At 36.1% G+C, this 24313-nt stretch carries 23 protein-coding genes and 1 tRNA gene; 11 read left to right on the top strand and 13 right to left on the bottom strand.

What is annotated here, in order from left to right:
- Positions 1 to 144 precede the first annotated feature (144 nt).
- The 4 genes from Q4496_RS10370 to Q4496_RS10355 are packed head-to-tail and all read right to left on the bottom strand — an operon-like array spanning position 145 to position 3450.
- Positions 145 to 1440 carry an ATP-binding protein gene (locus Q4496_RS10370; RefSeq protein WP_215973960.1) on the bottom strand — a complete coding sequence of 432 codons (1296 nt, stop codon included), beginning with the start codon at positions 1438 to 1440 and terminating at the stop codon, positions 145 to 147.
- Between the two features lie 15 nt (positions 1441 to 1455).
- Positions 1456 to 2187 (bottom strand): response regulator, encoded by a 732-nt coding sequence (locus Q4496_RS10365; protein WP_215973959.1) that lies wholly within the window; start codon positions 2185 to 2187, stop codon positions 1456 to 1458.
- The gene (locus tag Q4496_RS10360) at positions 2187 to 2576 is read right to left on the bottom strand and encodes a DUF3019 domain-containing protein (protein WP_215973958.1); all 390 of its coding nucleotides are present in this window, start codon (positions 2574 to 2576) and stop codon (positions 2187 to 2189) included. Before Q4496_RS10360 ends, Q4496_RS10365 begins: the two co-directional genes overlap by 1 nt.
- Positions 2566 to 3450, bottom strand: a complete 885-nt coding sequence (locus tag Q4496_RS10355) for a MipA/OmpV family protein (protein WP_303610411.1) — start codon at positions 3448 to 3450, stop codon at positions 2566 to 2568. Before Q4496_RS10355 ends, Q4496_RS10360 begins: the two co-directional genes overlap by 11 nt.
- Before the next feature lie 313 nt (positions 3451 to 3763).
- Between Q4496_RS10355 and Q4496_RS10350 the strand changes: the two genes are divergently transcribed.
- Positions 3764 to 5857, top strand: coding sequence for a beta-propeller domain-containing protein (locus tag Q4496_RS10350; protein ID WP_215973956.1), 2094 nt, complete (start codon positions 3764 to 3766; stop codon positions 5855 to 5857).
- A 50-nt stretch (positions 5858 to 5907) separates the two neighbouring features.
- On the opposite strand, the gene Q4496_RS10345 is transcribed toward Q4496_RS10350, so the two are convergent.
- The 5 genes from Q4496_RS10345 to Q4496_RS10325 all read right to left on the bottom strand — a co-directional run bounded on the left by Q4496_RS10345 (position 5908) and on the right by Q4496_RS10325 (position 10309).
- A complete protein-coding gene (locus tag Q4496_RS10345; protein WP_215973955.1) occupies positions 5908 to 6243 on the bottom strand; it encodes a hypothetical protein in 336 nt (111 codons plus the stop codon).
- Positions 6244 to 6311: 68 nt separating this feature from the next.
- Positions 6312 to 7343, bottom strand: a complete 1032-nt coding sequence (locus tag Q4496_RS10340; RefSeq protein WP_303610410.1) for a porin — start codon at positions 7341 to 7343, stop codon at positions 6312 to 6314.
- Positions 7344 to 7386: 43 nt separating this feature from the next.
- The gene (locus Q4496_RS10335; protein ID WP_215973953.1) at positions 7387 to 8667 is read right to left on the bottom strand and encodes a TRAP transporter large permease subunit; all 1281 of its coding nucleotides are present in this window, start codon (positions 8665 to 8667) and stop codon (positions 7387 to 7389) included.
- Entirely contained in the window at positions 8667 to 9185 is a 519-nt protein-coding gene (locus Q4496_RS10330) for a TRAP transporter small permease subunit (RefSeq protein ID WP_215973952.1), read from the bottom strand. Before Q4496_RS10330 ends, Q4496_RS10335 begins: the two co-directional genes overlap by 1 nt.
- 62 nt (positions 9186 to 9247) lie before the next feature.
- The gene (locus tag Q4496_RS10325) at positions 9248 to 10309 is read right to left on the bottom strand and encodes a TRAP transporter substrate-binding protein (protein ID WP_252727613.1); all 1062 of its coding nucleotides are present in this window, start codon (positions 10307 to 10309) and stop codon (positions 9248 to 9250) included.
- A 293-nt stretch (positions 10310 to 10602) separates the two neighbouring features.
- Between Q4496_RS10325 and Q4496_RS10320 the strand changes: the two genes are divergently transcribed.
- A complete protein-coding gene (locus Q4496_RS10320; RefSeq protein ID WP_215973950.1) occupies positions 10603 to 12006 on the top strand; it encodes a cache domain-containing protein in 1404 nt (467 codons plus the stop codon).
- A complete protein-coding gene (locus Q4496_RS10315) occupies positions 11996 to 12649 on the top strand; it encodes a response regulator transcription factor (protein ID WP_215973949.1) in 654 nt (217 codons plus the stop codon). The genes Q4496_RS10320 and Q4496_RS10315 overlap by 11 nt, the downstream gene beginning before the upstream one ends.
- Before the next feature lie 92 nt (positions 12650 to 12741).
- On the opposite strand, the gene sfsA is transcribed toward Q4496_RS10315, so the two are convergent.
- Positions 12742 to 13473, bottom strand: a complete 732-nt coding sequence (gene sfsA / locus Q4496_RS10310; protein WP_303610409.1) for a DNA/RNA nuclease SfsA — start codon at positions 13471 to 13473, stop codon at positions 12742 to 12744.
- A gap of 79 nt (positions 13474 to 13552) precedes the next feature.
- Positions 13553 to 13948, bottom strand: coding sequence for a hypothetical protein (locus tag Q4496_RS10305; RefSeq protein WP_215973947.1), 396 nt, complete (start codon positions 13946 to 13948; stop codon positions 13553 to 13555).
- 346 nt (positions 13949 to 14294) lie between these two features.
- Between Q4496_RS10305 and Q4496_RS10300 the strand changes: the two genes are divergently transcribed.
- The 6 genes from Q4496_RS10300 to hemN all read left to right on the top strand — a co-directional run bounded on the left by Q4496_RS10300 (position 14295) and on the right by hemN (position 19789).
- Positions 14295 to 15041, top strand: coding sequence for a glutathione peroxidase (locus Q4496_RS10300; RefSeq protein WP_215973946.1), 747 nt, complete (start codon positions 14295 to 14297; stop codon positions 15039 to 15041).
- Between the two features lie 388 nt (positions 15042 to 15429).
- Positions 15430 to 16290, top strand: coding sequence for a formyltetrahydrofolate deformylase (gene purU / locus Q4496_RS10295; protein WP_215973945.1), 861 nt, complete (start codon positions 15430 to 15432; stop codon positions 16288 to 16290).
- A gap of 205 nt (positions 16291 to 16495) precedes the next feature.
- Positions 16496 to 17020 (top strand): VOC family protein, encoded by a 525-nt coding sequence (locus tag Q4496_RS10290; protein ID WP_215974026.1) that lies wholly within the window; start codon positions 16496 to 16498, stop codon positions 17018 to 17020.
- A gap of 127 nt (positions 17021 to 17147) precedes the next feature.
- Positions 17148 to 17735 carry a Der GTPase-activating protein YihI gene (gene yihI, locus Q4496_RS10285; protein ID WP_303602468.1) on the top strand — a complete coding sequence of 196 codons (588 nt, stop codon included), beginning with the start codon at positions 17148 to 17150 and terminating at the stop codon, positions 17733 to 17735.
- A 23-nt stretch (positions 17736 to 17758) separates the two neighbouring features.
- Positions 17759 to 18262 (top strand): DUF2489 domain-containing protein, encoded by a 504-nt coding sequence (locus tag Q4496_RS10280; RefSeq protein WP_303610408.1) that lies wholly within the window; start codon positions 17759 to 17761, stop codon positions 18260 to 18262.
- A 156-nt stretch (positions 18263 to 18418) separates the two neighbouring features.
- On the top strand, positions 18419 to 19789 hold the full coding sequence (gene hemN / locus Q4496_RS10275; RefSeq protein ID WP_303610407.1) for an oxygen-independent coproporphyrinogen III oxidase: 1371 nt from the start codon (positions 18419 to 18421) through the stop codon (positions 19787 to 19789).
- Between the two features lie 183 nt (positions 19790 to 19972).
- Here the strand turns inward: hemN and Q4496_RS10270 are convergent, their stop codons facing one another.
- Together Q4496_RS10270 and Q4496_RS10265 are read right to left on the bottom strand one after the other, a co-directional pair.
- A complete protein-coding gene (locus tag Q4496_RS10270; protein ID WP_303610406.1) occupies positions 19973 to 21733 on the bottom strand; it encodes a gamma-glutamyltransferase family protein in 1761 nt (586 codons plus the stop codon).
- A gap of 441 nt (positions 21734 to 22174) precedes the next feature.
- On the bottom strand, positions 22175 to 22705 hold the full coding sequence (locus tag Q4496_RS10265; RefSeq protein ID WP_215973940.1) for a DUF1285 domain-containing protein: 531 nt from the start codon (positions 22703 to 22705) through the stop codon (positions 22175 to 22177).
- Positions 22706 to 22923: 218 nt separating this feature from the next.
- On the opposite strand from Q4496_RS10265, the gene Q4496_RS10260 reads away from it, so the two are divergent.
- Together Q4496_RS10260 and Q4496_RS10255 are read left to right on the top strand one after the other, a co-directional pair.
- Positions 22924 to 24051, top strand: a complete 1128-nt coding sequence (locus Q4496_RS10260) for a phosphoserine transaminase (protein WP_303610405.1) — start codon at positions 22924 to 22926, stop codon at positions 24049 to 24051.
- A gap of 187 nt (positions 24052 to 24238) precedes the next feature.
- Positions 24239 to 24311, top strand: a tRNA-His gene (locus tag Q4496_RS10255).
- Positions 24312 to 24313: the final 2 nt, after the last annotated feature.

Here is a 24313-nt window from a genome sequence, read left to right as displayed (position 1 = left end):
TAGTCTGGGTAACCGGCTATGCTTTTTTTTTGCCAGCATAGTTTAGGTGTTCTAATGCTCTAAATCCAGGTGGTAATCGATGTCGTTATTAAGTTACTTTAACCTGAACTCGGTTTAAGATATTTTTAATTTATTAAACCGAGCTCAGGTTACTTTAGGTAAAGTGATTACAAATTTACATCCACCTAACGTCGAATCACTTAGCGTACAGCTTGCTTTATGCCATTCACAAATTCTTTGAACAATTGCAAGGCCTAAACCATAGCCCCCTTTTGTTTGGTTTTCACTGCGATTGCGGTGCGATTCTAATCGAAAGAAAGGTTTAAATATTTTGCTTCTATCTTCTTTAACAATTCCTGGTCCGTCATCCTCAACGATTATTTCTATGTGATGTTTGGATACTAATAAGCTTATTTCAATCGTACTTTTCGCATAACGTAGAGCGTTGGTTGATAAGTTTTGTAGTGCACGTTCAAGCAGGTGTTCATTACAATGATAATAACAAGGTTTAGGTGTTTGCCATTTTATTTGCAAATCATCAAGCCTATGCAACTTGTAGACTTGATGAGTTATTAACGCTGTTAATTCCACCGGTGACTTTTTAATATCTTGATTAATATTTTCTAAACGGGCGTAACTTAACATTTCATCAATCAGTGCTTCTATCTCACTAACATCTTGTGCCATATCTTTACGCTGCGCTTCGTTTGCCCCTTCAAGCATAGCGAGAGAGAATTTAAGTCTTGATAAGGGGGTACGTAATTCATGAGAAACTGCATTAACCAATTGCTTTTGATCCGATAATAGACGAATAATTCGATGAGCCATATCTTTAAAGGTGATGACAATTTGCTTGATCGGAGAGTGGTGATTTGTCGATACATCGACATCCAGCTTACCATTGGCAATATCTCCAGCCATATCGGTCAGTTGATTTAAGTCTCGCCATAAAGGTCTAGTCCATAAGGCAATAACACCGGCGAGTAATAAGTAAGAAATACATAAGAAAATCCACTTGAAGTGTTGATTATGAGTTTCTAGCTGGTTATTTCTAGTGAATGGTCCTAGTTGGTAAACAGTTGGGCTATCTAAAATTTTAACATAGAGAATAACGTTATCTTGTTCATCATAATTTAATACTATATTTCCTGATAATAATTTTTCTTCTTGTTCACTGAGCCAAGAAAAGTCACTCATGGGGGCTACTACTATTGGTACTTCAAGTGCTGTGCTAAGGAGTTTGATTGTTGAATCAGTTGATTGCGACTTTTCTTGATGTAATAAAGGTAAAAATTTTGCCACTTTTTCAAGGTGATGCCATTGTTGATTAGCGGGAGTTTCTGCATCAACAAAGTGCAACCAAAGTTGCTCAGATAGCCAATTAATTGATAATAAACCGATGATTATAACTAGGTATAAATTGATGAAAAGGCGATTCAAAATTATGCTACCAGCCTAGTGGTTATCATTGGGTTGTATGTTAGAAGCATGGTTTTCTTCCCAAGCACTACTACTAAACAAGTAACCTTTACCCCAAACAGTAATAATACGATATGGATTTTTAGTGCAATCACCTAGCTTTTTTCTTAAGCGCGAGACTCTAACATCAACACTTCTATCTAAACCATCATATTCTCGACCGATCATTTGCTTATGAATATACTCTCTACTTTGTGGTTCCCCCGCATTAATTGCCAATAACCAAAGTAGTTCAAATTCGTGGCTAGTCAACTCAATTGGCTCAGATGATAATGTTACTTGTCGCGATGTTTTAAATATACTCAATTGGCCAAAGGTTAAATTGTCTACTGACATTTTTTCACTGTGTTTTTTACGACGCATCAGCATGTTTATTCTGGCTAGAAGCACATGAGGTTCAACAGGTTTGATGATGTAATCGTCGGCACCTATTTCTAAACCCAGTACATGATCAAAATCGCTGTCTTTTGCAGTTAGAAATATTATTGGCTGAGCATAGCTATTACGAATTTTACGGCAAACAGAAAAACCATCTTCTTTGGGTAGCATGACATCTAAAATAATCAAATCTGGAGAGTGTTTTTGTAGAAAATTGACAACATTATCTCCTTGATGAAGCATCGATACTTGAAAACCATTTTGTTTCAAGAATTTAGCAATAAGATTAGCTAAACGTAAATCATCTTCGACAAGTAATATATGTCCCATTAGAAAAAGCTCCAATTTGCACGTAACCGACGACGATATTTATTCGGTATTGCCGTATTAATTTTTACGTTTTGGTTGGCAAATATTTGTTGATCGTTTTTTAAGGTAAATTGCATATTTTGATCAAGATAAATTTCGATATCTGTATTAATATCACGAGCATTTTGCCAACAAGTTAAACGTAAATCATTTTGAAACAGGCAAGCATCGATTAACTGCTCGCTTTGCCAGGCTACTTTTACTGTCATTTTACAGGTATCGCCAAGCTTTTTTACCATACAAACCGTAGGTTTAATGACTAATTTTGTGTCTGAATATGCGGCTACTGATTGTGACAAACTACTTAATATCAGAAAACCAAGAATATTTTTAACATTGCTAGAAGTCATAGGTGACTCCTGCAAAAATAGTATTAATATGATTATCTTTTACTAAAGGACTATCAGTCATATTACTATCTAAAAATACACGTTTAACATTAAATTTTGCGCTCCAATCTGCAGATATTTGATGTACTAGCGCTAAGCGGAAGTAAGGGTTAATACTTAATTTCCCTTGATAGGCTTGGGTTTTATTTTGTGCTTGTGCTGGTGGTACGCCATAGAAATAATCGACTAAGTTTTTACTGTTAACATTCGTACCAAAGCTATATGACATTCTTGTATTGGGTAACTGCTCAAATCTTAGCATCCGATTTAATTGAAATTGGCCATTAAACCCGTTATAGACATTATTTATATCGTGGAGAATTTGCACTTCAACATCAGTGCTTGAATCAATAAACCAATTTAACTGAATGCCACTATCTACAGCCCAGCGTTTACTTGAAACATCGTCAATAGTAATTTCTGGTATAATACTGTCATTGTCATTGTTGCCCTCAGCATTGTCTACTTCATCCTTATCAACAATATTACTTGGAGCACTACTGTCTAAAAAAATATTTTGAGGATGCCAGCGGGTAAAGTAAGCTTTTTCATGGTTTAGTTGGATAATTGTACTGACAACCAACTGTTGACCATTAAATAAGGTATAACCTAAGGTGTTATTTTCAAAAAATATTTTCTCACCATAGTAACTGATTTCAGGAATAAGGATTAAAGGAGTATTATCACCACCATTTAGAGGATTAGTATAGACACCAGCGCCTACTGAAACTGCAAAATTCCATTCTCCAACAATTGCACACTGGTCAGATTCTTGATTACAATCAGCTCGGCAATATTGGCTAAAGAGTAATAAGAGTAAAAAAAAATATTTCAAGTAATAAGCTACCTTTGGTTTAGAGTATATCCACTCAAGCTAGCCCTGGTAAACATTTGAATAAATCGATCCAAATATAAGTTTAAGGGGTATAACCAGTAATAAAAGATACGTTTTTATTCATGATTTATGAAAGAGGTATCTTGAGCGACATTACTGTATAATTTACCACGGTTTGACACTATTGCTAGCTTCAATTACATCCAATTACATTTGGTTGCATTTAATAACAATATAAAAAATCCAGTAAGTATTAATTACGTTATATAATGTTCATTAGTATAAATTATATATGAATTACATGGAGAACAAAATGTTGGATAAAAAGCTAATACTTCTCGGTTATTTTTTTCTGTTAGTCGGTTGTGGTAGCGATGAAAAAACAGAAGCACCTGTTGAAGAAAATATTCAAGTAGTTCCTTCGCTTAATGATATGTCTATAGCGTTAACTCCTTTGAAAGCTGCAAATCCAACAGATTTTGAGCACCATTTAAAAAATGGGGTTTATCTTAATAGTACTCAAAAAACTGGTTTTTTAGAGCCCATTAATGCTGATACTGCCAACGCTACTGAATCGATAAGTAATGAAGGCGGTCAACAAAGTAATTATTCATTGACGATCAACCAAGAAGCTGGGGTAGCTGAAGGTGACCGCTTAAAATATGACGGCGAATATATGTATATTGCCAATGATGACTCTTATCAACAGCAAGGAGCGACTCAAGAGACATCAAAAACATCAATACGCATTGTGCAACGCAATGAAGAAGGTGGCCTTAGGGAAATGTCCAACACTGTGGTAAGCAAAGCCGCTTCATCGATTAATAGCTTATATTTGAGAGAAAATACACTGGCTGTATTGTCGAATATTTATGATTACTCTATTGCTAATAGCATGCTAACTTCAACTATTGCTATTGATATGTTCTTTCCTACAGAACAAAATTTCAATTTGTCGTTATTAGATGTTAGCAATCAAGCAGCACCTAATATAACAACTTCTTATACTATGGATGGTTCTATCATTGATAGTCGACGTGTCGATAATGTGTTGTATATTGTGAGTAGTTTCTCACCTTATGTTTCAGGACTTCCTTATGCAACAACTGACGCTGAAAAACTGGAAAATTATCAACATGTATTTGCGTCTAATATTAGTGATTTTCTCCCACAGTTAACAGATTCAGAAGGTAATACCAGTAACTTAGTTGAACCAGAAAATTGTTATTTACCAGCAAACTCAACCGATAAAGACGGTTTTAATGGTATTGTAACCTTAACAACCGTTGATTTAACTCAACCTGATAGCATCTCTTCAGTTTGCATCAACACGCAAGTATCAGGGCTTTATGCTACGCCTACGTCTGTCTATTTATATGGCACGGATTATCAATATGAAAATAACCAAACGACAGAAACATCTATTATTCATAAATTTTCAATTGCGAAACAGGATATTGATTATGTTGCCTCTGGTACATTAGATGGTCGTTTTAATTGGGGGTTATCAAACCTTAGGTTTAGTGAAAAAGACAATAATTTAAGGGTTGTTACCACTAAAGGTAATCAAAGTGTTGGTTATGAGCATCGCCTAAATATTCTTAGTCCATCAGGCAACCAGTTAAAGCTTGTTGCGCAACTTCCGAATGACACCTACCCAAATAAGATAGGTAAAGTAAATAATGAGGGTATCGTACAAGAAGATATCAAAGCTGTTCGTTTTTTTGAAAACAAAGCCTTTGTTGTTACCTTTTTAGATACTGATCCACTATATGTACTTGATCTTAGTGACACAGAACAATTAAAGATAGCAGGTGCGCTCGAAATTCCAGGTTACTCTTCTTATTTACATCCGATCTCTGATAACTTGTTAGTGGGTATCGGGCAGAATGTTGATCCTAATAGAATGGTGTTCATTGATGCTATCGCGATTGATAGTGCAGAAAGTATCCCTATTATTGAAGGAGCTAAAATTAGTTTATTCGATGTTAGTAATATGAATAATCCTCTTGAGATTAATTCGATTGTTTATAAGGATGGTTATACGCCTGTTGAATATAATTATCATGCACTGACTTACTTAAAAATGCCAAATGGCACACATCGTTTTGGTTTACCCGTTGAAAAATGGTTGACAGAAACGGTAGTGAATCTTGAAACAGGTAATGAGATAGATATTTGGACTAGAGATAATGCGTTACAACTTATTGAGGTTACAGGTGATGATACCGATGCCTTATTAGTTGATAAGGGCAGTGTGAATGCTCTTATGGCATTAGAGCCAACATATATTTCTGGTTGGGATGACCGAGCAATATTCCATGGTGATGATATTTATTATTTGCATGGTAATAATATTTGGAAAAGTTTTTGGCAAACGCCGGAATTAACTACTGGCCCATTTTAAGCGCTAAACCTCGTTACTATGAGTTATATGAAGAGTAGCCACTATAATAATTAGTGGCTAATTTCTTTATATTCTAACCACAATAAAAATTCTTGGTATTGTGCAGTATTATTTTCTTTATGTTCTTTCCATTTTTTGAATAAAGCGAACTCAGCTTTCTTTGATAATGCCGGTGCAGTAGGGATGATATCTTCTACAGAAGTGTTGCCTTGTTGTTCAGCGTGCTTTTGAGGCTGTGCTTCAGCGGTAAGGTTATCAGTTTTTAGTATGGTAAATGCTCCTTTTTTACCGGTAAATAGTCCTGGCTCTTTTTCCATTTCATTATCAGCTAATGTAGCAGAACTTATAGTTAATAATGTAATAGCGATACCTAGCGTATGTTTCATCGTTTTTCTCCAAATAACGAGTAAAGGATAGCAGGTAAAATACCATGCTACCCTTTAATTAATAATGATTAAAACTTAACTAAACCACCTAAAACTAAAGCGTTAAAAGATTCTTGATCATCAGTATCGCCTTTTGTTGCTTGTGCCCATAATTGTACACCAGCTAAGGGTTTAAAGTTATACGCTAATGTTGTACGAGTATGGTCAGCACCAGATACGCCTGCAGCATCTTCAGAGCTGTAATTACCCATACTAATACTGACGGCATGTTTATCTTTGGTGTAGCCTAATTTCCAGTTGAGATACTCTCTTGTACTGTCATCAACCTGATCCGCTGTGCCATAAGTAGCAGTAAAGTTAACACCAGATGAATGTTTATAACCAGCAAGTATACCTCGGCCTTCTGTTGCGCCTAAGAAGCCTGCTGTAGTATTTTCATCTATATTTGCTTGTGGGTCATCATCACGATCAACATCACCGTAATCCACATTCCAAATATTTACTCGCCAGCCATTAGCGACATATTTAATTGCCACCTCGTAGCCGCTCGCTTCACTCATTTGGGCGTAGAATTTAGCACCGTCTAAAAAGGTTGGTGATTCATAAATAATACGCTCATTAAAAATAGACTGAGCTTGTACAAGTGGTGTTTGACTCTCAGCCGCTGGACCGCGACGACTTGCACCAAAACGCTGACTCATCCCTAATGGATCTGACCACCAAGTACCTGATTGATCAACATCAGAAATAATCCAAGTAATCCCCGCACCTGTACCTAATTTTACTTTACCAAAATCACCGGCTATAGATAGTTCTTGGATACGTGTACGTGAATTTCCCTCAGTGTGAAGGACATTAGAAACGCCTTCATCTAAACCAACCTCTAACTGAGCACCAAACTTTACATTACCGTAATCAAATGTGCCTTTAAGGCCAAAATTTGATTCTGCAAATTCATGACGACCAAAATATACATCCTTCGAGGTATCATCTTTTAGCATATTGTAAGTAATTCGTCCGTAAACTGATACATCAGCTATAGCTGAATTTGTCACCAATAAAGAACTGCCAATTGCTAAAAAGAGTGCTGTTTTTTTCATTATCATATCCCCAATTTTTTTTATGTTTTTTATTATGTTTTTCTTATGTGAAGATAAAGTATTCAGGCAAAAATAAGACCAGTGCTAGAACCATTATCTGCATTAGGATAAAAGGAATTACACCTTTATATATTGTTGTTGTTTTAAGTGAGGGCGGCGCTACACCTTTTAGATAGAAAAGGCTAAAGCCAAATGGTGGTGTTAAAAAGGATGTCTGTAAATTCATTGAAATTAAAATGGCAAACCACACCAAATCTATTTCTAACACCATAGCGACAGGTACCAAAATAGGTACAACTAAAAACGCTATTTCAATAAAATCGATAAAGAAACCTAAAATTAATATCGCTAACATAGACATCAATAAAAATGTCCACTTATCGCCAGGTAAGTCTAAGAAGAACTCTTCAACAATATATTCACTACCCGAGTAGCTAAATACCATAGAAAATGCAGTTGCACCAATTAGTACAGCGAAGATCATCGATGTTACTTTTACTGTTTCTTTAGATACATCGTTTAATTTCTTGAAAGAAAAACTACGATAGAAAACAGCCAAAACAACTGCGCCTAAAGCACCAATAGCAGAAGACTCTGTTGGCGTTGCAATACCTGAAAAAATAGATCCTAAAACCGTTACGATAAGTAATAATGGTGGAATAATATCTTTTGTCGCTTGCACTAAAAGTTCAGCTTTACTTTCAGTGATCTCCATAGGAGGACAATATTCAGGTTTAACTTTACCTAAAACTAAAATATAAATGGTGTAAACAACAATGAGTAACATACCTGGAAGTACAGCAGCTTTAAATAAGTCGCCAACAGGAACACCCATCACATCGCCAAGAATAATTAAAATAATTGAAGGTGGAATAATTTGACCCAAAGTACCTGAGGCGCAAATAACACCAGCCGCAGTAGGTTCATGATATTTATTCTTAAGCATTACTGGTAAAGATATAACCCCCATTGCCACAACACTCGCGCCAACAACACCGGTAGAAGCCGCTAATAAAGCACCAACAATAATAGTTGAAATAGCAACACCACCAGCAATACTACCAAACAGCTTCGCTGAAGATTCTAGTAAACGTTCAGCTAAGCCCGTTTTTTGCAAAACGATCCCCATGAAAACGAACATAGGAATTGCCATTAAGGTGGTATTCTCCATTACACTCATAATGCGGTATGGCATAAATGAAAAAAGATCTAAGCCTAAGGCAAGTACACCGACCAATACTGATACGCCAGCAAATGTAAAAGCAACTGAATAGCCAAAGAATAAAAATAGTAAAGCGACGACAAATAAAATTAAACCCGTCATTATTTCTCTCCTTTTTCTGGAACAAGAGTTGAAAGGCTTTTAATTTGAGTGAGCACTACATATAAAAGACAAACGAGTAAATAAATAGATGAAACAGGAATAACACTACGGATAATCCAGCGATGAGGTAATCCACCCGGATCTGCACTGCCTTCAGCCATAGTGTAGGCTTCTAGTGCATAGTCCCAGCTGAAATGTAAAATTAATAATGTAAATGGTAAGGCAAATAATAAAGAGCCGGCGATATTAATGATAGCTTGTGATTTTTTAGACAGTTGATCGTAAATAACATCAACTCTGACATGGCCATCTTCTTTCAATGTATAGCCAATACCGAACATAAACATAGCCGCATAAAGGTGCCATTCAAGCTCTTGCATTGCAATACTGACATCATTAAAGAAGTAACGCATTACCACATCGTAAAAGACGTTCAGAATCATCAAGATCATTAATACACTGCAGAGCGAGCCAACAGCGTTGATAAATTTTTCAAGGATATTTAATAAGGTTTTCATAATAATAACCTCCATAGTTACTTACTTAAGCAAAGTAAGTAACTATAGATTAGAGGGACGTTCTACTTAGCGCTAAAGCTGTCTAAGTAGGCACGGTCAGAGAAGTTTGTCCAAGCACGTACTTGTTCTTGGTAGCTTTTGATTGAGTCTAAAATTTCTTGAGTTTTTGGATCTTTACTTGCAAATTCAGCAAGTAATTCACTGTTAGCAACTTGGATTGCATCCATTACTGGTTTAGGGAATGTACGCATTTTCACATTAGGGAAATCTTTTTGGATTGTTGCTAAGTTTTTACCACTTTCATGCGTTGATTGGGTATACATGTCGTATGCCGCTAACTTCATTGCTGCAACTAATATTTTTTGTAAATCTTCAGGTAATTTATCATAAGCTTTTTGGTTTACCATAAACTGAAGTTCAGTTGCAGGCTCATGCCAGCCAGTGTAATAGTATGGTGCTATTTTATGGAAGCCCATACGTAAATCTAATGAAGGTCCAACCCATTCTAACGCGTCAATGGTATTACGTTCTAACGCTGTGTATAGCTCACCTGATGGAATATTAGTAGGTTTAGCACCTAACTTAGCTAATACTTCACCAGCAAAACCTGGAATACGCATTTTCAAACCTTGAAGATCTTCAACAGTGTTGATTTCTTTGCGGAACCAACCACCCATTTGGTTACCTGTGTTACCACCAGGGAACGACATAATGCCGTATTTGTCGTAAACCGACTTCATTAGCTCCATACCGCCACCATGGTAGAACCAGGCGTATTGTTCAGCCGTTGTCATACCAAAAGGAACCGTGGTAAAAAACATAGTGTTAAAGTCTTTACCTTTCCAATAATATGATGCTGAATGACCCATTTGGTATTGGCCATTTTTAACAAAATCGAATATACCAAAAGCAGCTTTATGCTTATTAGCAGAATCGATTCGAATAGTGAAACGACCGTTAGATAATTCTTTTACTAACTTCGCCATATTTTTTGGTGCATCACCGAAGATAGGGAAATTAGGCCCCCATGTTTCAGCTAATCGCCATCTAACTTTCTCATCGCCAGCAGCATTTACCAGTCCAGAAAATGCAACTGATGCAACTAACAACGCTTTTATAATCATTGATTTTGACATTGTAATCTTCCCCATTTTGCGTTTAATACGCTTATTAAAGTTCGTATACTCTCGCAAAAATGGGGCATGTTAACTATTCGTATAAACACTTACTTACCTACCTAGTTATACGATCTATACTAGGTATTAATACGTAGGTAATAGTACGTTTTCAGTATCAGTTGATAGTAAAGTCTTCTAATATTTGTGATGATAGTTGACCGGCCGAATACAAATGGTTATTTGCATTCTTTTATAATAATCAACAAGAAGATTCCTTGATTAAATAACAAAGGTAAATCATGACACTACCACTACGACTTTTATATATTGCTATTTTTCAGGTGATTTTGACCTCAATCATTACTTATTATTTGGTTTCTAATGAGTATCGAGAGCTTTCGGTGAAAACAGTAAAAGAGCTTGAAATCTTTTTAATAAAACAAAAAGAGCAAGAGCTAAAAAATTACACTTCTATTGCGCTTACTTCTGTAGAGCATATGTACCCTATAGACAAAAATAATGACGATAAAGTAAAAGGCGTAGTGGCGGATATTGTTGAAAATATGCTCTATAACGGAGACGATGGATACTTCTTTATTTATGATACCAATGGCAATAGTGTCGTTCATCCCAAACAGCCTAATCGAGTTGGTCAAAGCTGGTGGGATTTAAGAGATGACAACGGTGAAATGATCATTCAAGTATTAATAAAAAATGCGCAAAAAGGTGGCGACTTTTATCGCTACAACTGGTCAAAACCATCGGAAGGTCAACCTTCAGAAAAAATGGGTTATTCAACCATGATAGAGCGTTGGGATTGGATGATAGGAACAGGCGTTTATTTAGATGACGTATATAAACAACTCAATGAAACTAAAAATGAAATTAGCCGACATATCAACAGAACCAAAAAAATTATTTTAGTGGTCGCTCTATCCTCTATCTTCTTTATTTTTCTCTTTGGTATTGCGGTCAACCTTAGTCATAAGAAAAGGGCTGAAGAAAAAATAAATGAATTAGGGCAAAGAGTTATTGATGTTCAAGAAGAAGAAAATCGTCATATATCGAGAGAGTTACACGACGGTATTATTCAAATATTGGTTTCCATAAAATATTCTTTAGAAGCAACTCGGTTGACGCTACTTAAAAATAAACAAGAAAAACCAGAGCCGCTTACGCATGCGGAAAAAAATCTCGCTTTCGCTATTCAAGAAGTACGCAGAATTTCTCATCATATGCACCCGCAAGTACTTGACGAATTAGGCTTATCTGTTGCCATCGAGTCTATCGCGCAAGATTTTTCTAAACGGACTGGTGTAGCGATTCAAGTATTCAAACCTACATTAAGAAAATTATTACCTGACTTTATCAACACCACCCTTTTCAGAGTGGTGCAAGAAACCTTAACGAATATTCAAAAACACGCAGAGGCCAAAAGTGTTATTATAAGTTTATCAATACAGGATGACTGGCTAATATTAACAATAAAAGATGACGGTAAAGGCTTTGATATTGAAAATAATAATACTTCCTATGAAGGCATTGGCTTAAGAAATTTAGCTGAGAGAGTTCAATATCATAAAGGTGAGTTTGACATAAAATCATCGAAAAAAGGTACACTTATTACCGTCAAAATACCAATGGCTAGTTTTGTAAATCATTTCAACGCAGCAACAATAAGAACGAAAGACGATGATAGATAATAATAATAAGTCAAAAATTTCTGTCATGCTTGTTGATGATCACCCTATGGTACAAGGTGGTTTAACGGCATGTTTAGCATTTTATGATGATATTGAAATTGTGGGGGCAACAGATGACGGAGCTGAGGCTTTAAGTAAAGCAAAAGAGTTAAAGCCTGATGTTATTATCATGGATGTAAGTATGCCGAAAATGAACGGAATCGATGCGACTGAGATCATATCAGAGCAACTTCCAGAGACGCGTGTACTTATTTTTAGTATGCATGATAGACCAGAATTTGTTCGAAGTGCTATTGATGCTGGCGCTAGTGGTTATGTGCTCAAAGATACCTCGTCTGAAGAAGTTTACTTTGCGATCAAAGCGGTAGCTAAAGGTAATACTCATTTTAGTAGCTCTATCTCAAAAATGTTAATTGAAAATCCAATGCAAGCTGATAATGAAAGGTTAACCACACGTGAGCAAGTTATTCTTTCACATGTGGCGAGTGGCTTATCAAGCAAAGAAGTCGCCCGTAAGCTAGATATTAGCTTTAGAACCGTTGATGCGCATCGTCGAAATATAAAAACGAAATTAAAAGTCGAAACGCTAGCAGAATTAGTACGATACGCCGTTAACCATGGCTTGATTGAAAAAAACAAATAGCCCTAAAGTTTATTGATCTTATATTGTTAAGTGTTCTGTAAAAGGGCTATTTACAACGCTAACAGTATTTTATTGCTCATAAAAATACGTAATTATTCGAATGCTTGATTATAAAAAAGTTGTTCAGATAATGATATGTTTTCAGAGTCTATTTTTGCTTTATAGATCAATACTTCAACTCCTGATTCAATCGCTTCTTGTAGTAAGTCAGCATATTTTTGGTCAATATGTGCGGCAACTTTAAAACTTGTGATGCCTGTGTGTAATACGGTAAATAATAATACGGCTCGATGACCACTTTTTACAATACTCATTAGCTCTCTTAAATGTTTTTGTCCTCGAGCTGTAACGGCATCGGGAAAGTAGCCTTGATCGCCATCAAGTAGAGTAACACTTTTTACTTCAATATAGGTTTTCGCTTTTATAGTGCCAGTAATGTTAGCGTTATTAGGATTACTTAATAAAATATCTATACGACTATTTTCTTCCCCGTATTTCACTTCTCTTTCTAATTTTGTAAAGTCTTGTAATTCTGTAATCGTACCATTGAGAATTGCTTCTTCTGCTAGTTCATTTGCTCGAATCGTATTCACACAGATAAAGTGATTTTTTTTAGTTTGTGTTAGCTCCCAACTGTGGGGATATTTACGTTTAGGATTAGTAGATGTGCTATACCAAACCGTATCTTCAGGTTCAGCACAACCAGTCATCGCACCAGTATTGGCAACATGCATTGTAATAGGTGAGTTATCTGCTAATGTCACATCAGCAAGGAAACGCTTGTAGCGCTGAATTAAGGTAGCAGGTTGTAAGGATAATTGCATAGGTAAACGTTATCTAATAAATGGAATCAACTTAGTATAAAGCTTACGATAAAAAGTGCTGTTAACAAAGGTGAAGTCTTTAGTTTATAAAACTATTTAGCCAATTTCGAGCAGGCTTTATATCACTAAAAAAATTAAATTGAATAGAACAGCTTTGATATACGCGTTGTAATTGCATTTGTAAAATATCAGCATGTGCACTATTAATAATAACAGCAGCAATTGCAATCATGCCGTTATCAACACGATATTCTGTTGTTTCAACCAATTTTTGTTCTGCTTCTGGGGTAAAAAGGCTGTTATCTTGAAAAGAAATTAAAGAAGCCCAAGGCTCATCACTCATTTTTTCGGTAATAATTTTTATATCTTGGTGATACTGTTCAGAAACAGTGTCATTAAAAGCGCCTTGTATATCAATAAGTAAAATATTACTTTGCCGCTCAATAGTATAAACTCCGTCTTCCGGTAATTGCATTATAGTGTCTACTTTACGCTAATATTATTGTGCACTATTGATAGCAACTTTATCGCTATTTGCCAAGTAAGCATATTTTATTGCTATTGCAAGTTAATAGAGAATTTAGCTTGTTCCTCTTGAATATTTTTTCTGTTACATATCAAATGATATTCTCTGGTCGATCAGCCTTGTAAATATACAGAGTGTTATTACAATAGTTATTAGTATAATTATCGTGTATTTGTTTTTTAGATTAAGAGTATCTATTTAAATCACTTTAATTATTATGCTTTTTACTAAATAATAGCTTCATTAAATGCCAACATGTAAATTTAAATAAATTAGTATCAAATAAGGAATACAAATGTCTGCTCAAAATGCAAATTTCGAAAATAAAGAAGGTCAAAAAGTTCCTTCAGTAACATTTCCAATGTTCGTTAATGGCAGTTGGAGTGAACGCGATACCCAAGAAATTTTTGCTGGAAAAACCGTTGTTGTTTTTTCATTACCTGGCGCTTTTACACCAACTTGTTCGTCAACGCATTTACCGCGTTACAATGAGCTAGCAAGTAAATTTGCGCAAAATGGCGTAGATGAAATTATTTGTGTATCAGTCAATGATACCTTTGTGATGAACGCTTGGGCTGCAGATCAAGATGCTGAAAATGTTAGTTTTATCCCCGATGGCAATGGTGACTTTACTGATGGTATGGGTCTACTTGTTGCTAAAAATGCTATTGGTTTCGGTAATCGTAGCTGGCGCTATTCTATGCTAGTTAAAGACGGTGTTATTGAAAAAATGTTTATTGAACCTGATTTACCAGGCGACCCGTTTGAAGTTTCTGATGCTGACACTATGCTTGCTTACATTAACCCTGAAGCAGTTCAAACAACGAAAGTTAGTTTGTTTACAAAACCAGGTTGTCCACACTGTGCTAGAGCTAAAACATTATTAGCTAAACAAGGTTTAGCTTTTGATGAATTAACCTTAGGCGATGAAATTAGTATTTCAGCTATGCGAGCAATCACTAATGCTGACACTGTGCCACAAGTTTTCATTGACGGAAAACATATTGGCGGTGCAGATGATTTAGAGAAGTATTTCTCTTAAGCATTCATTGTTTGCAATACTAAGCTCTATAGTTTGAGCAATAAGCGTTAAATAACTCCTAGCTTGTTATTTCTGTTTATTCAGTCAACTAAAGGCATCATATCTTTTAACTTGTTTAAAAGTGTGGTGCCTTTTTTTGATGTATTTTTGTTATAATATTAATTATTGTTAGTTAGCAAGTATATTCAATCTAGTTTAAAGTTTTGACGTAAAACTCCTTGGGCAAGAGAGAGAATTGCGCAGCTTTATATTTTGAAAAGACATCATTTATCTAGTGAAGGAGCACAAGAATAAAAGATATAGCCAAAAAGACTATGAAAATACTGGAATAATTCATCAAAATAGCCAATTATATCGCTTCTTTTTATTTCAGTAGCAAAATATCATCATGACCACACCTAATCATTATATTCTTACTTGGCAATGTCCGGATAATACAGGCGTTTTAGCAAAAGTTTCACAAAGTTTATTTGAGCATGGCGCTTTTATTACTGAAACTTCGCAATATAGTGACCCTTATACAGAAACATTTTTTTCGCGTATCGCCTTCGATGATCGAAATTTAACGGTATCAGCAAATGAGTTTATAGAAGCTGTAGATGAGTTAGCTAAACCACTCAATATGGAATATAAGCTTCGTAATAAAAACGATGTACCTAACGTCGTTATTGCTGTTTCAAAGGATGATCACTGTTTAGTATCATTATTAACTAAATGGAAATCAGGTGTTTTACCCATTAATATTGTTGCCGTCATTTCTAATCACCAAGATTGCCAGCCACTTGCTAAATGGCATGGTGTTCCTTTCCATTATTTACCAATTACGAAAGAGACAAAAGTAGAGCAAGAAGCCGAAATACTCTCGTTAATGAATAAATGTGATGCGGATTTACTGGTACTTGCACGTTACATGCAAATTTTATCTGATGATTTATGTCGAGAATTAGCGGGTCGTGCTATTAATATTCATCATTCTTTTTTACCAAGCTTTAAAGGGGCTCGCCCATATCATCAAGCACATAAGCGTGGTGTAAAAGTTATTGGTGCAACAGCGCATTATGTAACAGCTAATTTAGACGAAGGACCTATTATTGCGCAAGAAGTGAAACCAATTAATCATACTTTCACTATCGAACAGATGGTTCATATGGGCCATGATTTAGAAGCAACAGCCTTAAGTCATGCGGTAAGGATCCATGCTGAGCAACGCGTCTGTTTGAATGGTGATAAAACAGTAATACTTGCCTAGCTCTAAAACTTAGCTATGGAATTTAGCTATTCGAGTCTAGATATTCAAATCGAACATAACTTAGCGTTGTAATAATTTCTATACAATCAAGCGTAGTGAATTGCTGACGTTTCATAAGTACTTAAATAGGGCTAAAATTAGCGAACTTAACTAAGGTGTGATTAAAATTAGATCATACTTTAGCTAAGTTTAAGAAGCCCTAATGATGATAAATATTGAAAAAATTCACCACGTCGCTTATCGTTGTAAAGATGCCAAAGAAACAACCGATTGGTATAAAGATAAGTTGAACATGGATTTAGTGTTAGCAATTGCTGAAGATGAAGTTCCTTCGACTAAAGCGCCTGATCCCTACATGCATATCTTTTTAGATGCTGGCAATGAAAACGTGCTCGCTTTTTTTGAAATTCCCAACTCGCCTGATATGGGACGAGATGAAAATACACCGGCTTGGGTACAACATTTAGCCTTACGTATTGAAAGTGTTGAAGCACTCATTTCAGCAAAAAAAACATTGGAAAGTAAAGGTGTCGATGTTTTAGGGCCAGTCAATCATGGGGTGTTTAAGTCAATTTATTTTTTTGATCCTAACGGGCATCGTTTAGAGTTAGCTGCTAACACAGGTACGCCAGAGCAATATAAAGAATTGAATCGTGTGGGGTATGATATGGTTGAAGAGTGGTCGAAAACCAAAAAAGCACCACGACATGCCGCTTGGTTGCATGAATAAAAGCAGTTAGAAAAGCACATTATTCAAAACCATTCATACGGTTATCCAAAACTAGAAACTATCCATTACTTTTTAACGGTTAATGGCGTAAAATAGCGCAATTAATCGTTAAAAAAGTATCATATTCATGTCTCGTACAAAAAAATCTAGAAAACCAGGTGGCGCGCCAACAGCGAAAGCCAAATTAAGTAAAGTTGAATTATCTAATATTGAAAAAAGAGTGCGTAAAAAAACAGGTAAAAAGCCGGGTAACCGCCAACAAGAAGCACAGCTAGATAATAATTTAGAGCAAAAGGCTAATCTGAATAAAGATCCTCGTATTGGCAGTAAAAAAGCTATCGATTTAGGCGCTCCTGTAAAGCCAGCTAAAAATGAGCCAGTTAAAGCTAAAGTAAAAACCAGTAAACCGAAACAAGATCCTATTGCCGCATTACGTTCTGTAAATGATGATACTGATGTGGAGCTTAGTTTAGCGCAAGAATTAGCTAATATTGAAGAAGATGAGCAGTTACAAGTTATTTTGGCTAAACAAGAAGATGGTATCGATTTAACGCACGAAGAAGTTAACTACTTTAACAACATGATGGAACGTCATGAAGAAATAAGCGCTGAATTAGATGATGAAGAAGACGAAATCATCAACACGAGCATTAGTTCTGAAGAAGATTTATGGGATAAGTTAGACAATTCCACTTTACCTGATTCAACTAAATAACATAATAGCTAAGGTTAATGAATATGAATCCATACTGGTTTATTGCCGTTGTTGTTGCGGTAATTATCGTTTTAAGCTTAGCATTTTATGCAGGTAAATTGTTGAAACAATTGAGTGTACAAAAACGCGCCCAACAGCAAAATGAACTACTGCGTCAGCAAGCCTTAGCTAAGCATGATGATAAAATACTTGCTAGTGTGCAAATCATTGTACGTGCTATGCAAGAAGAGCAGTGTGATTTTAGTGAGGGATGTTGGCGTTTGTCAGTATTACTTGATTCTTTAAAATTGAGCAGTGAATTATCCCAACAATTTCCTGCGATATTTCAACAATATGAAGAAATAAAGCATCTTTCAATTCTTGGTGATAGAAAAAAACTCGATAAAAAACAGCGGATGAAAGAAGATTATCAACGTATGACTAGTGAAGCAAAATTACATGATGATATTGTGACAGATCTTGGCTTATTGAAACAGTATGTCACAGAAAGAATCAGTGCCTTAAAGGCCACAAATTCAGTTACGTAACTACAGACATTAATGTGGGTTATTTAACATAAGAAGCAAGTTTAAATAACTTACACATTTCGATCATTGCTTGTGTTGAATCAATAAACTCGAAATTAATCTAAGTATAATACGCGTTATTAATCGCTTTAGCTTAGATAAATTACGGGTAACATCATGCAAGCAAGTCAATTTTTCGATCATCAATTACTCAGTAAATATAACACCAGCGGCCCTAGATATACTTCATATCCTACTGCGTTAGAGTTTAATGATGAGTTCAAGCATGATGACTTTATTCAAGCGGTAAAAGATTCACCTAACCGTGAATTATCGCTATATGTGCACATTCCTTTTTGTCATACCCTTTGTTATTACTGTGGTTGCAATAAAGTAATTACTCGCCACCGTGATAAAGCTGATATATACCTTGATTATTTAGCGCAAGAAATTGCCCTACAAGCCCCATTATTTACTGAGTATAAAGTTAAACAGCTACACTGGGGTGGTGGTACACCAAGCTTTTTAACACATAAACAAATTACAACCTTGGTGACACTATTAAAAGAAAAATTCGATTTTTCTGATGAATTAGAAATGAGTATTGAGATTGATCCTCGCGAAATTCAGATGGATTTAGCCGAACACTTATTTTCATTAGGATTCAACCGGTTAAGCTTAGGTGTACAAGATTTAGATTTAAAAGTACAAAAAGCAATAAACCGTGTGCAGTCAACCGAGTTTATTGGTGAATTTATTGGTCATGCAAAAGCGATAGGTTTTCAGTCTGTTAATGTCGATTTAATTTATGGTTTACCGCATCAAACCTTAGAAAACTTCAAAAATACTTTAGACAAAGTGCACGAGTGGAACGTTGATCGTATTTCATTGTTCAGCTATGCCCATTTACCAAGTCGCTTTGCTGCACAGCGTAAGTTACGTGATGAATGGCTGCCTGATGTAAAACTAAAATTTGCCTTAATGAAGTTATCAATAGAAACACTTTGTAGTTATGGCTACGATTTTATTGGTATGGATCATTTCGCTAAATCGAACGATGAGCTTTCTGTTGCTCAACGTGATGGTACTTTGCATCGTAATTTTCAAGGTTATACTACTAAAGGCGGTTGTGATTTACTGGGGCTTGGCGTGTCATCGATTAGCAATATTGGACGTTCGTTTGGTCAAAATACTAAAGACTTAAAAAGCTATTATAACGCGATTGAAAGCCAACAACATGCACTTGAGCGTGGCGTTAGTTTAACTGACGATGATATTTTACGTGGTGAAGTTATTCGAGAGTTAATGTGTAACCTTTATGTTAGCAAAGTAAAGATTAGTGAAAAATATAATATCAACTTTGATGACTATTTTGCTGAAGATTTACCGTTATTAACATCATTTATTGAAGACGGTTTAGTTGAAAATAATGTGAAAGAAATTAAAGTTGAGCAAAAAGCTCGATTACTTATCCGTAATATTTGTATGAGCTTTGATGCCTATATGAAAAAGCATATTAACCAACAACGTTTTTCTCGGGTTATTTAACTTAGCCAAGTATCATGTTTTAAAGTTAATACTTGTATAAAACTGAAAGAAAAAGCCTGATAAAGAATCAGGCTTTGCAATGAGAGTGCATATATAATCAAATGCTTGGTAACTAACGTTATCTATAATTCGCTTTATTTAGTTTCTAAGTTAGTTAATCGAAGTTAGTTAAGGAAAGCAGCTTTAAAGTGTTCCTATTACGCCTTCTCGTCGCTTGTCTGCTGCACCTTCGAGTGTGCCATCAGGCTTGCGCATAATCACACTTAATCCTGAATTTTCTCCTCGTGATGAATCAACATCAAAGCCCATGTCTTTCATTGCTGAAATTAATGACTCTGGAGCAGCATCTTTTTCTAAACGAACGGTTTTGCCTCGGGCAACCATATTGGGTAAGTCAACAGCAGCTTGTGGATCTAAACCCCATTCAAACACACCTACTAAGGTTTTAACGGTATAGGCGATAATGTTGTTACCACCTGGAGAGCCTGTTGCCATTAAGAATTCACCTTCTTTATCTAACACAATTGATGGCGACATTGACGAACGAGGTCGCTTGTTTGGCGCAACCGCATTTACAATGGCATTGCCGTCTTTATCATGATGTTGAAAAGAGAAGTCAGTAAGTTGATTGTTTAAAAACATACCGCCAACCATACGCGTAGTACCAAAAATGCTTTCAACCGTTGCTGTCATCGACACAACATCACCTTTTGTATCTACAATGACAAAATGAGTTGTACCATGTACATCTTGTGTAGCATCAATACCGGCCGTTGTTTGACTAGCTGAATCGTTGTATGCCCAAGGATTGCCTACCGCATATGTCAGGGGGGTGGCTTTATCTGAAATAAGTTGAGCGCGTTTCGCTAAATATTCTTTATTTAACATGCCCGTAATAGGCATATCGACAAAGTTAGGATCGGCAATAAATTGATCTCTGTCGGCATAGGCGAGTTGTTGTGCTTGCGCCATAACAGCCCAATTTTTTGGATCAGCAGGACCTGCCGCACTTGGGCGTGGACCATTTTCTAAAATGCCCATAATCATGCCAACAGCTAACCAAGATGACGGCGGCGGCGCGCCACATATTTGAGCATCTCGATAATCTTGACACAATGCAGTGCGCTTAACAGCTTTATAGGCGGCAATATCTTCAGCAGTTAAAGAACCCGCTCTAGGCTCTCGTTGAACCATAGCCGCTATTTTTTGAGCAATATCGCCATGGTAAAACTCCGTAGGGTCTTTAGAAATAATTGCTAGTGTTTTTGCGTACTCAGGATTTTTTAAGAGATAGCCAGTTGGGTGAGGAGCTCCCGCATCGTCATAAAAATATTCAAAAGCATCGGTAGGGCCTTCTTCAGGCGTACTTGGGATAAATTTGCCAAAACGCTCTAACATACCGTATAAACGTGGAGAAATTTCAAAGCCTTCAGTGGCTAGTTTACTTGCATAGCTAAATAAGCTGCCCCATTCTAATGTACCATGATCTTTATGAGCCATAGATAGCATAGCTACAACTCCTGGTGCACCGGTAGATAAACCACTGGTTTTCGCTTGAATAAATGGCATAGAATCACCATTTTCTAACATAAACATATCTGGTGTAGCGCCACTTGGTGCTGACTCACGGCCGTCATACACAGCTAATGTTTTTGTTTCATTGTCGTAATGCACCATAAATGCACCACCAGCTAAACCGGAGCTTTGAGGTTCAACAAGACTCAATACTGACTCAATAGCGATAGCTGCATCTACTGCCGAACCACCGCTTCTTAACACTTCTAGTCCAGCTGCTGTAGCATGAGGATTAGCTGTTACCACCATAGCTTGTGGCTTAGGTTGTTCTATTTTTTGCTCCGCTTTTTGTTCTGTTGGTATTTCAGCCGAACCGCACCCTAAAAGAGTGGTTGATAATACCGCTAACGCGAGCATGTGAAACTTCATAAGTTGTTCCTTATAGTTGAAACTTTACCATTAAGATCGGGTGTTTAAGACCTGATGGGCGAATAGTACATAAAAAAGGAGCAAGCCACGTTAAAAAAGTTAAAACGCACAAAAAGCCCTAAAATAATATATACCATTACTTTATTATCATATATATGTCTCTACTTACAATGAACTTATGTTAATAACGCATAATTTATCGTTTAATATCAATTACCTTATGTTAATAATCTCTAGAGATAGAATGTCAGCCTTAAAAGGGGATTACTTAGATAATGGTTGTTGTCCTTAAAGTAAGAAAAAACTATCCAACTAGCGTATGACTTAAAATAGAATAAAATATTAATTTAAGTCATATTAATTTAAGTTATATTATTTAAGTTATTCACGGTATCCTAAGCTGACGTCAGCTTAACTTAAGTCGCAATTTTAGTCGCAATTTTAAATTTTTCCCAAACTAAATTGATACCCAGCACTGTTAAAGATTAATTCAGTGTCTTTGCCTGTGTTAACTTCTTTGGCTAAGTCTACCCATTGGTAATAAACATTTCTATGTACCTTGGCCAACAATTCACGTCGAACAGTGACATAGAGTTCACCATTATCATTGCTTGTTATTGGATGGTTATCATCCAGTATAAATTCATTACCAACATTATTAGTTACTACCATGGTTGATTTGCTGTCATCTTGCCAGCGCCATTGCGTTAGTACAAAAGGAACATCTTCAACGGTAATTTTTATTTTTTCAACTGGTGTAACAAGGTAATAGTCGTTTTGCTCTTTTTTTAGCACAGAAGCTAATAATTTTACCAAGGCAGGACGTTTAAAAATGCTACCTGCATAAAACCAATCACCATTAGCTTTTATTTGTAGATCCATTTCACCACAATAATCAGGATTCCATAACTCAACAGGTGGAATTTTATCTCCCTGTGCTTTTATTTGTGCGGTAATTTTATCTAGTGACATAAGGTTTTCCTGCGGTTAGCCTGATATTAATCTTAGCAGTAATTTTGATAAATTGATAAAGGTGTAAGGTGATTTATCTGTTGTGTAAAATCATATCAATTCTATTGAATACTTATGCAAATTGAGGCACTATTTACCCACTTAAACAGAGCTCGCTGTGGTGCAGTTTATTTATATAAGCTACGTAGCGATAATGATCAATTGATCAAGGAACATTAATGAAACCGAACACTAAGCCGAACATTAAACCGGCCAACCCTAACTTTTCTTCAGGCCCATGTGCAAAACGTCCAGGTTATGATCTTGCTGCACTTAATACTGATAATTTAGGTCGTTCACATCGTAGTACTATCGGTAAAGCACGTTTACAAAAAGCGATTACTGAAACCTTACGTTTATTAAACTTACCAGAAGGTTATAAAGTGGGTATTGTCCCAGGCTCAGATACAGGAGCTATGGAAATGGCCATGTGGTCATTGCTAGGTCAGCGGCCAGTAGATGTTTTTGCATGGGAGTCATTTGGCTCGGGTTGGGGCACAGATATCGCTAAACAGCTGAAATTAGACGATACTCGTATCTTTACTGGTGAATATGGCGATTTACCTGATTTTTCGCAAGCCAATCCTGACCACGATATTATTTTTACTTGGAACGGAACAACGTCAGGCGTGAAAGTTGAAAATGCCGATTGGATCAGTGAGCAACGCACGGGATTAACCATTTGCGATGCCACTAGTGCTGTATTTGCTATGGATCTTGATTGGAACAAAATAGACGTGGCAACCTTTAGCTGGCAAAAAGTGCTCGGTGGTGAGGGGGCTCATGGCATGTTAATTTTAAGTCCTCGAGCGGTAGCAAGATTAGAGTCGTATACACCAGCTTGGCCAATCCCTAAGATCTTTGCTTTAACCAAAAATAATAAATTAATTGATGGCATTTTTAAAGGCGCCACCATTAATACACCGTCCATGTTATGCGTTGAAGATTACCTTGATGCATTAAATTGGGTTGATGAAATTGGCGGTTTGTCTGCAGCGGTTGCAAAAAGTGAAGCTAACCTAAAAGTACTATCGGATTTTGTGGCGCAGAATGACTGGATAAACTTCTTAGCTAAAAGACCTGAAATTTGTTCAAATACCAGTGTATGTTTTGAATTAAAAGCGAATGCTGAGCAAGTGAAAACAATTATTAACTTACTCGAGCATGAAGGTGTTGCTTTTGATATAGGTGCTTACCGTGATGCCCCTGCAGGTTTACGTATTTGGGCTGGTGCAACCGTTGAAAAATCTGATTTAGTTGCCTTACTACCTTGGTTAACGTGGGCGTATCAACAAGCAACAGCATAATATTATACCTGTATTTATCGTAATAAAAGCGCGAATAGGCCCTTATTTTTAGCAAGTAAGATTAATCGAAGAAAAATAATAGCAAATCTCTTCGATTAATTATTATTTTTACTTGCACAAAGCACGATAACTCATTAAAATCCGCGCATTGTTTCAAACCTAGAAACAATATTAGTAAAAATCAGTGGTGGCTATAGCTCAGTTGGTAGAGCCCCGGATTGTGATTCCGGTTGTCGAGGGTTCAAGTCCCTTTAGCCACCCC

Source organism: Colwellia sp. 5_MG-2023, from assembly GCF_030547795.1.
Lineage (GTDB): Bacteria > Pseudomonadota > Gammaproteobacteria > Enterobacterales > Alteromonadaceae > Colwellia.
The sequence above is the reverse complement of the archived record's forward strand: the minus strand, read 5'-3'. Positions and strand labels throughout refer to the sequence as shown.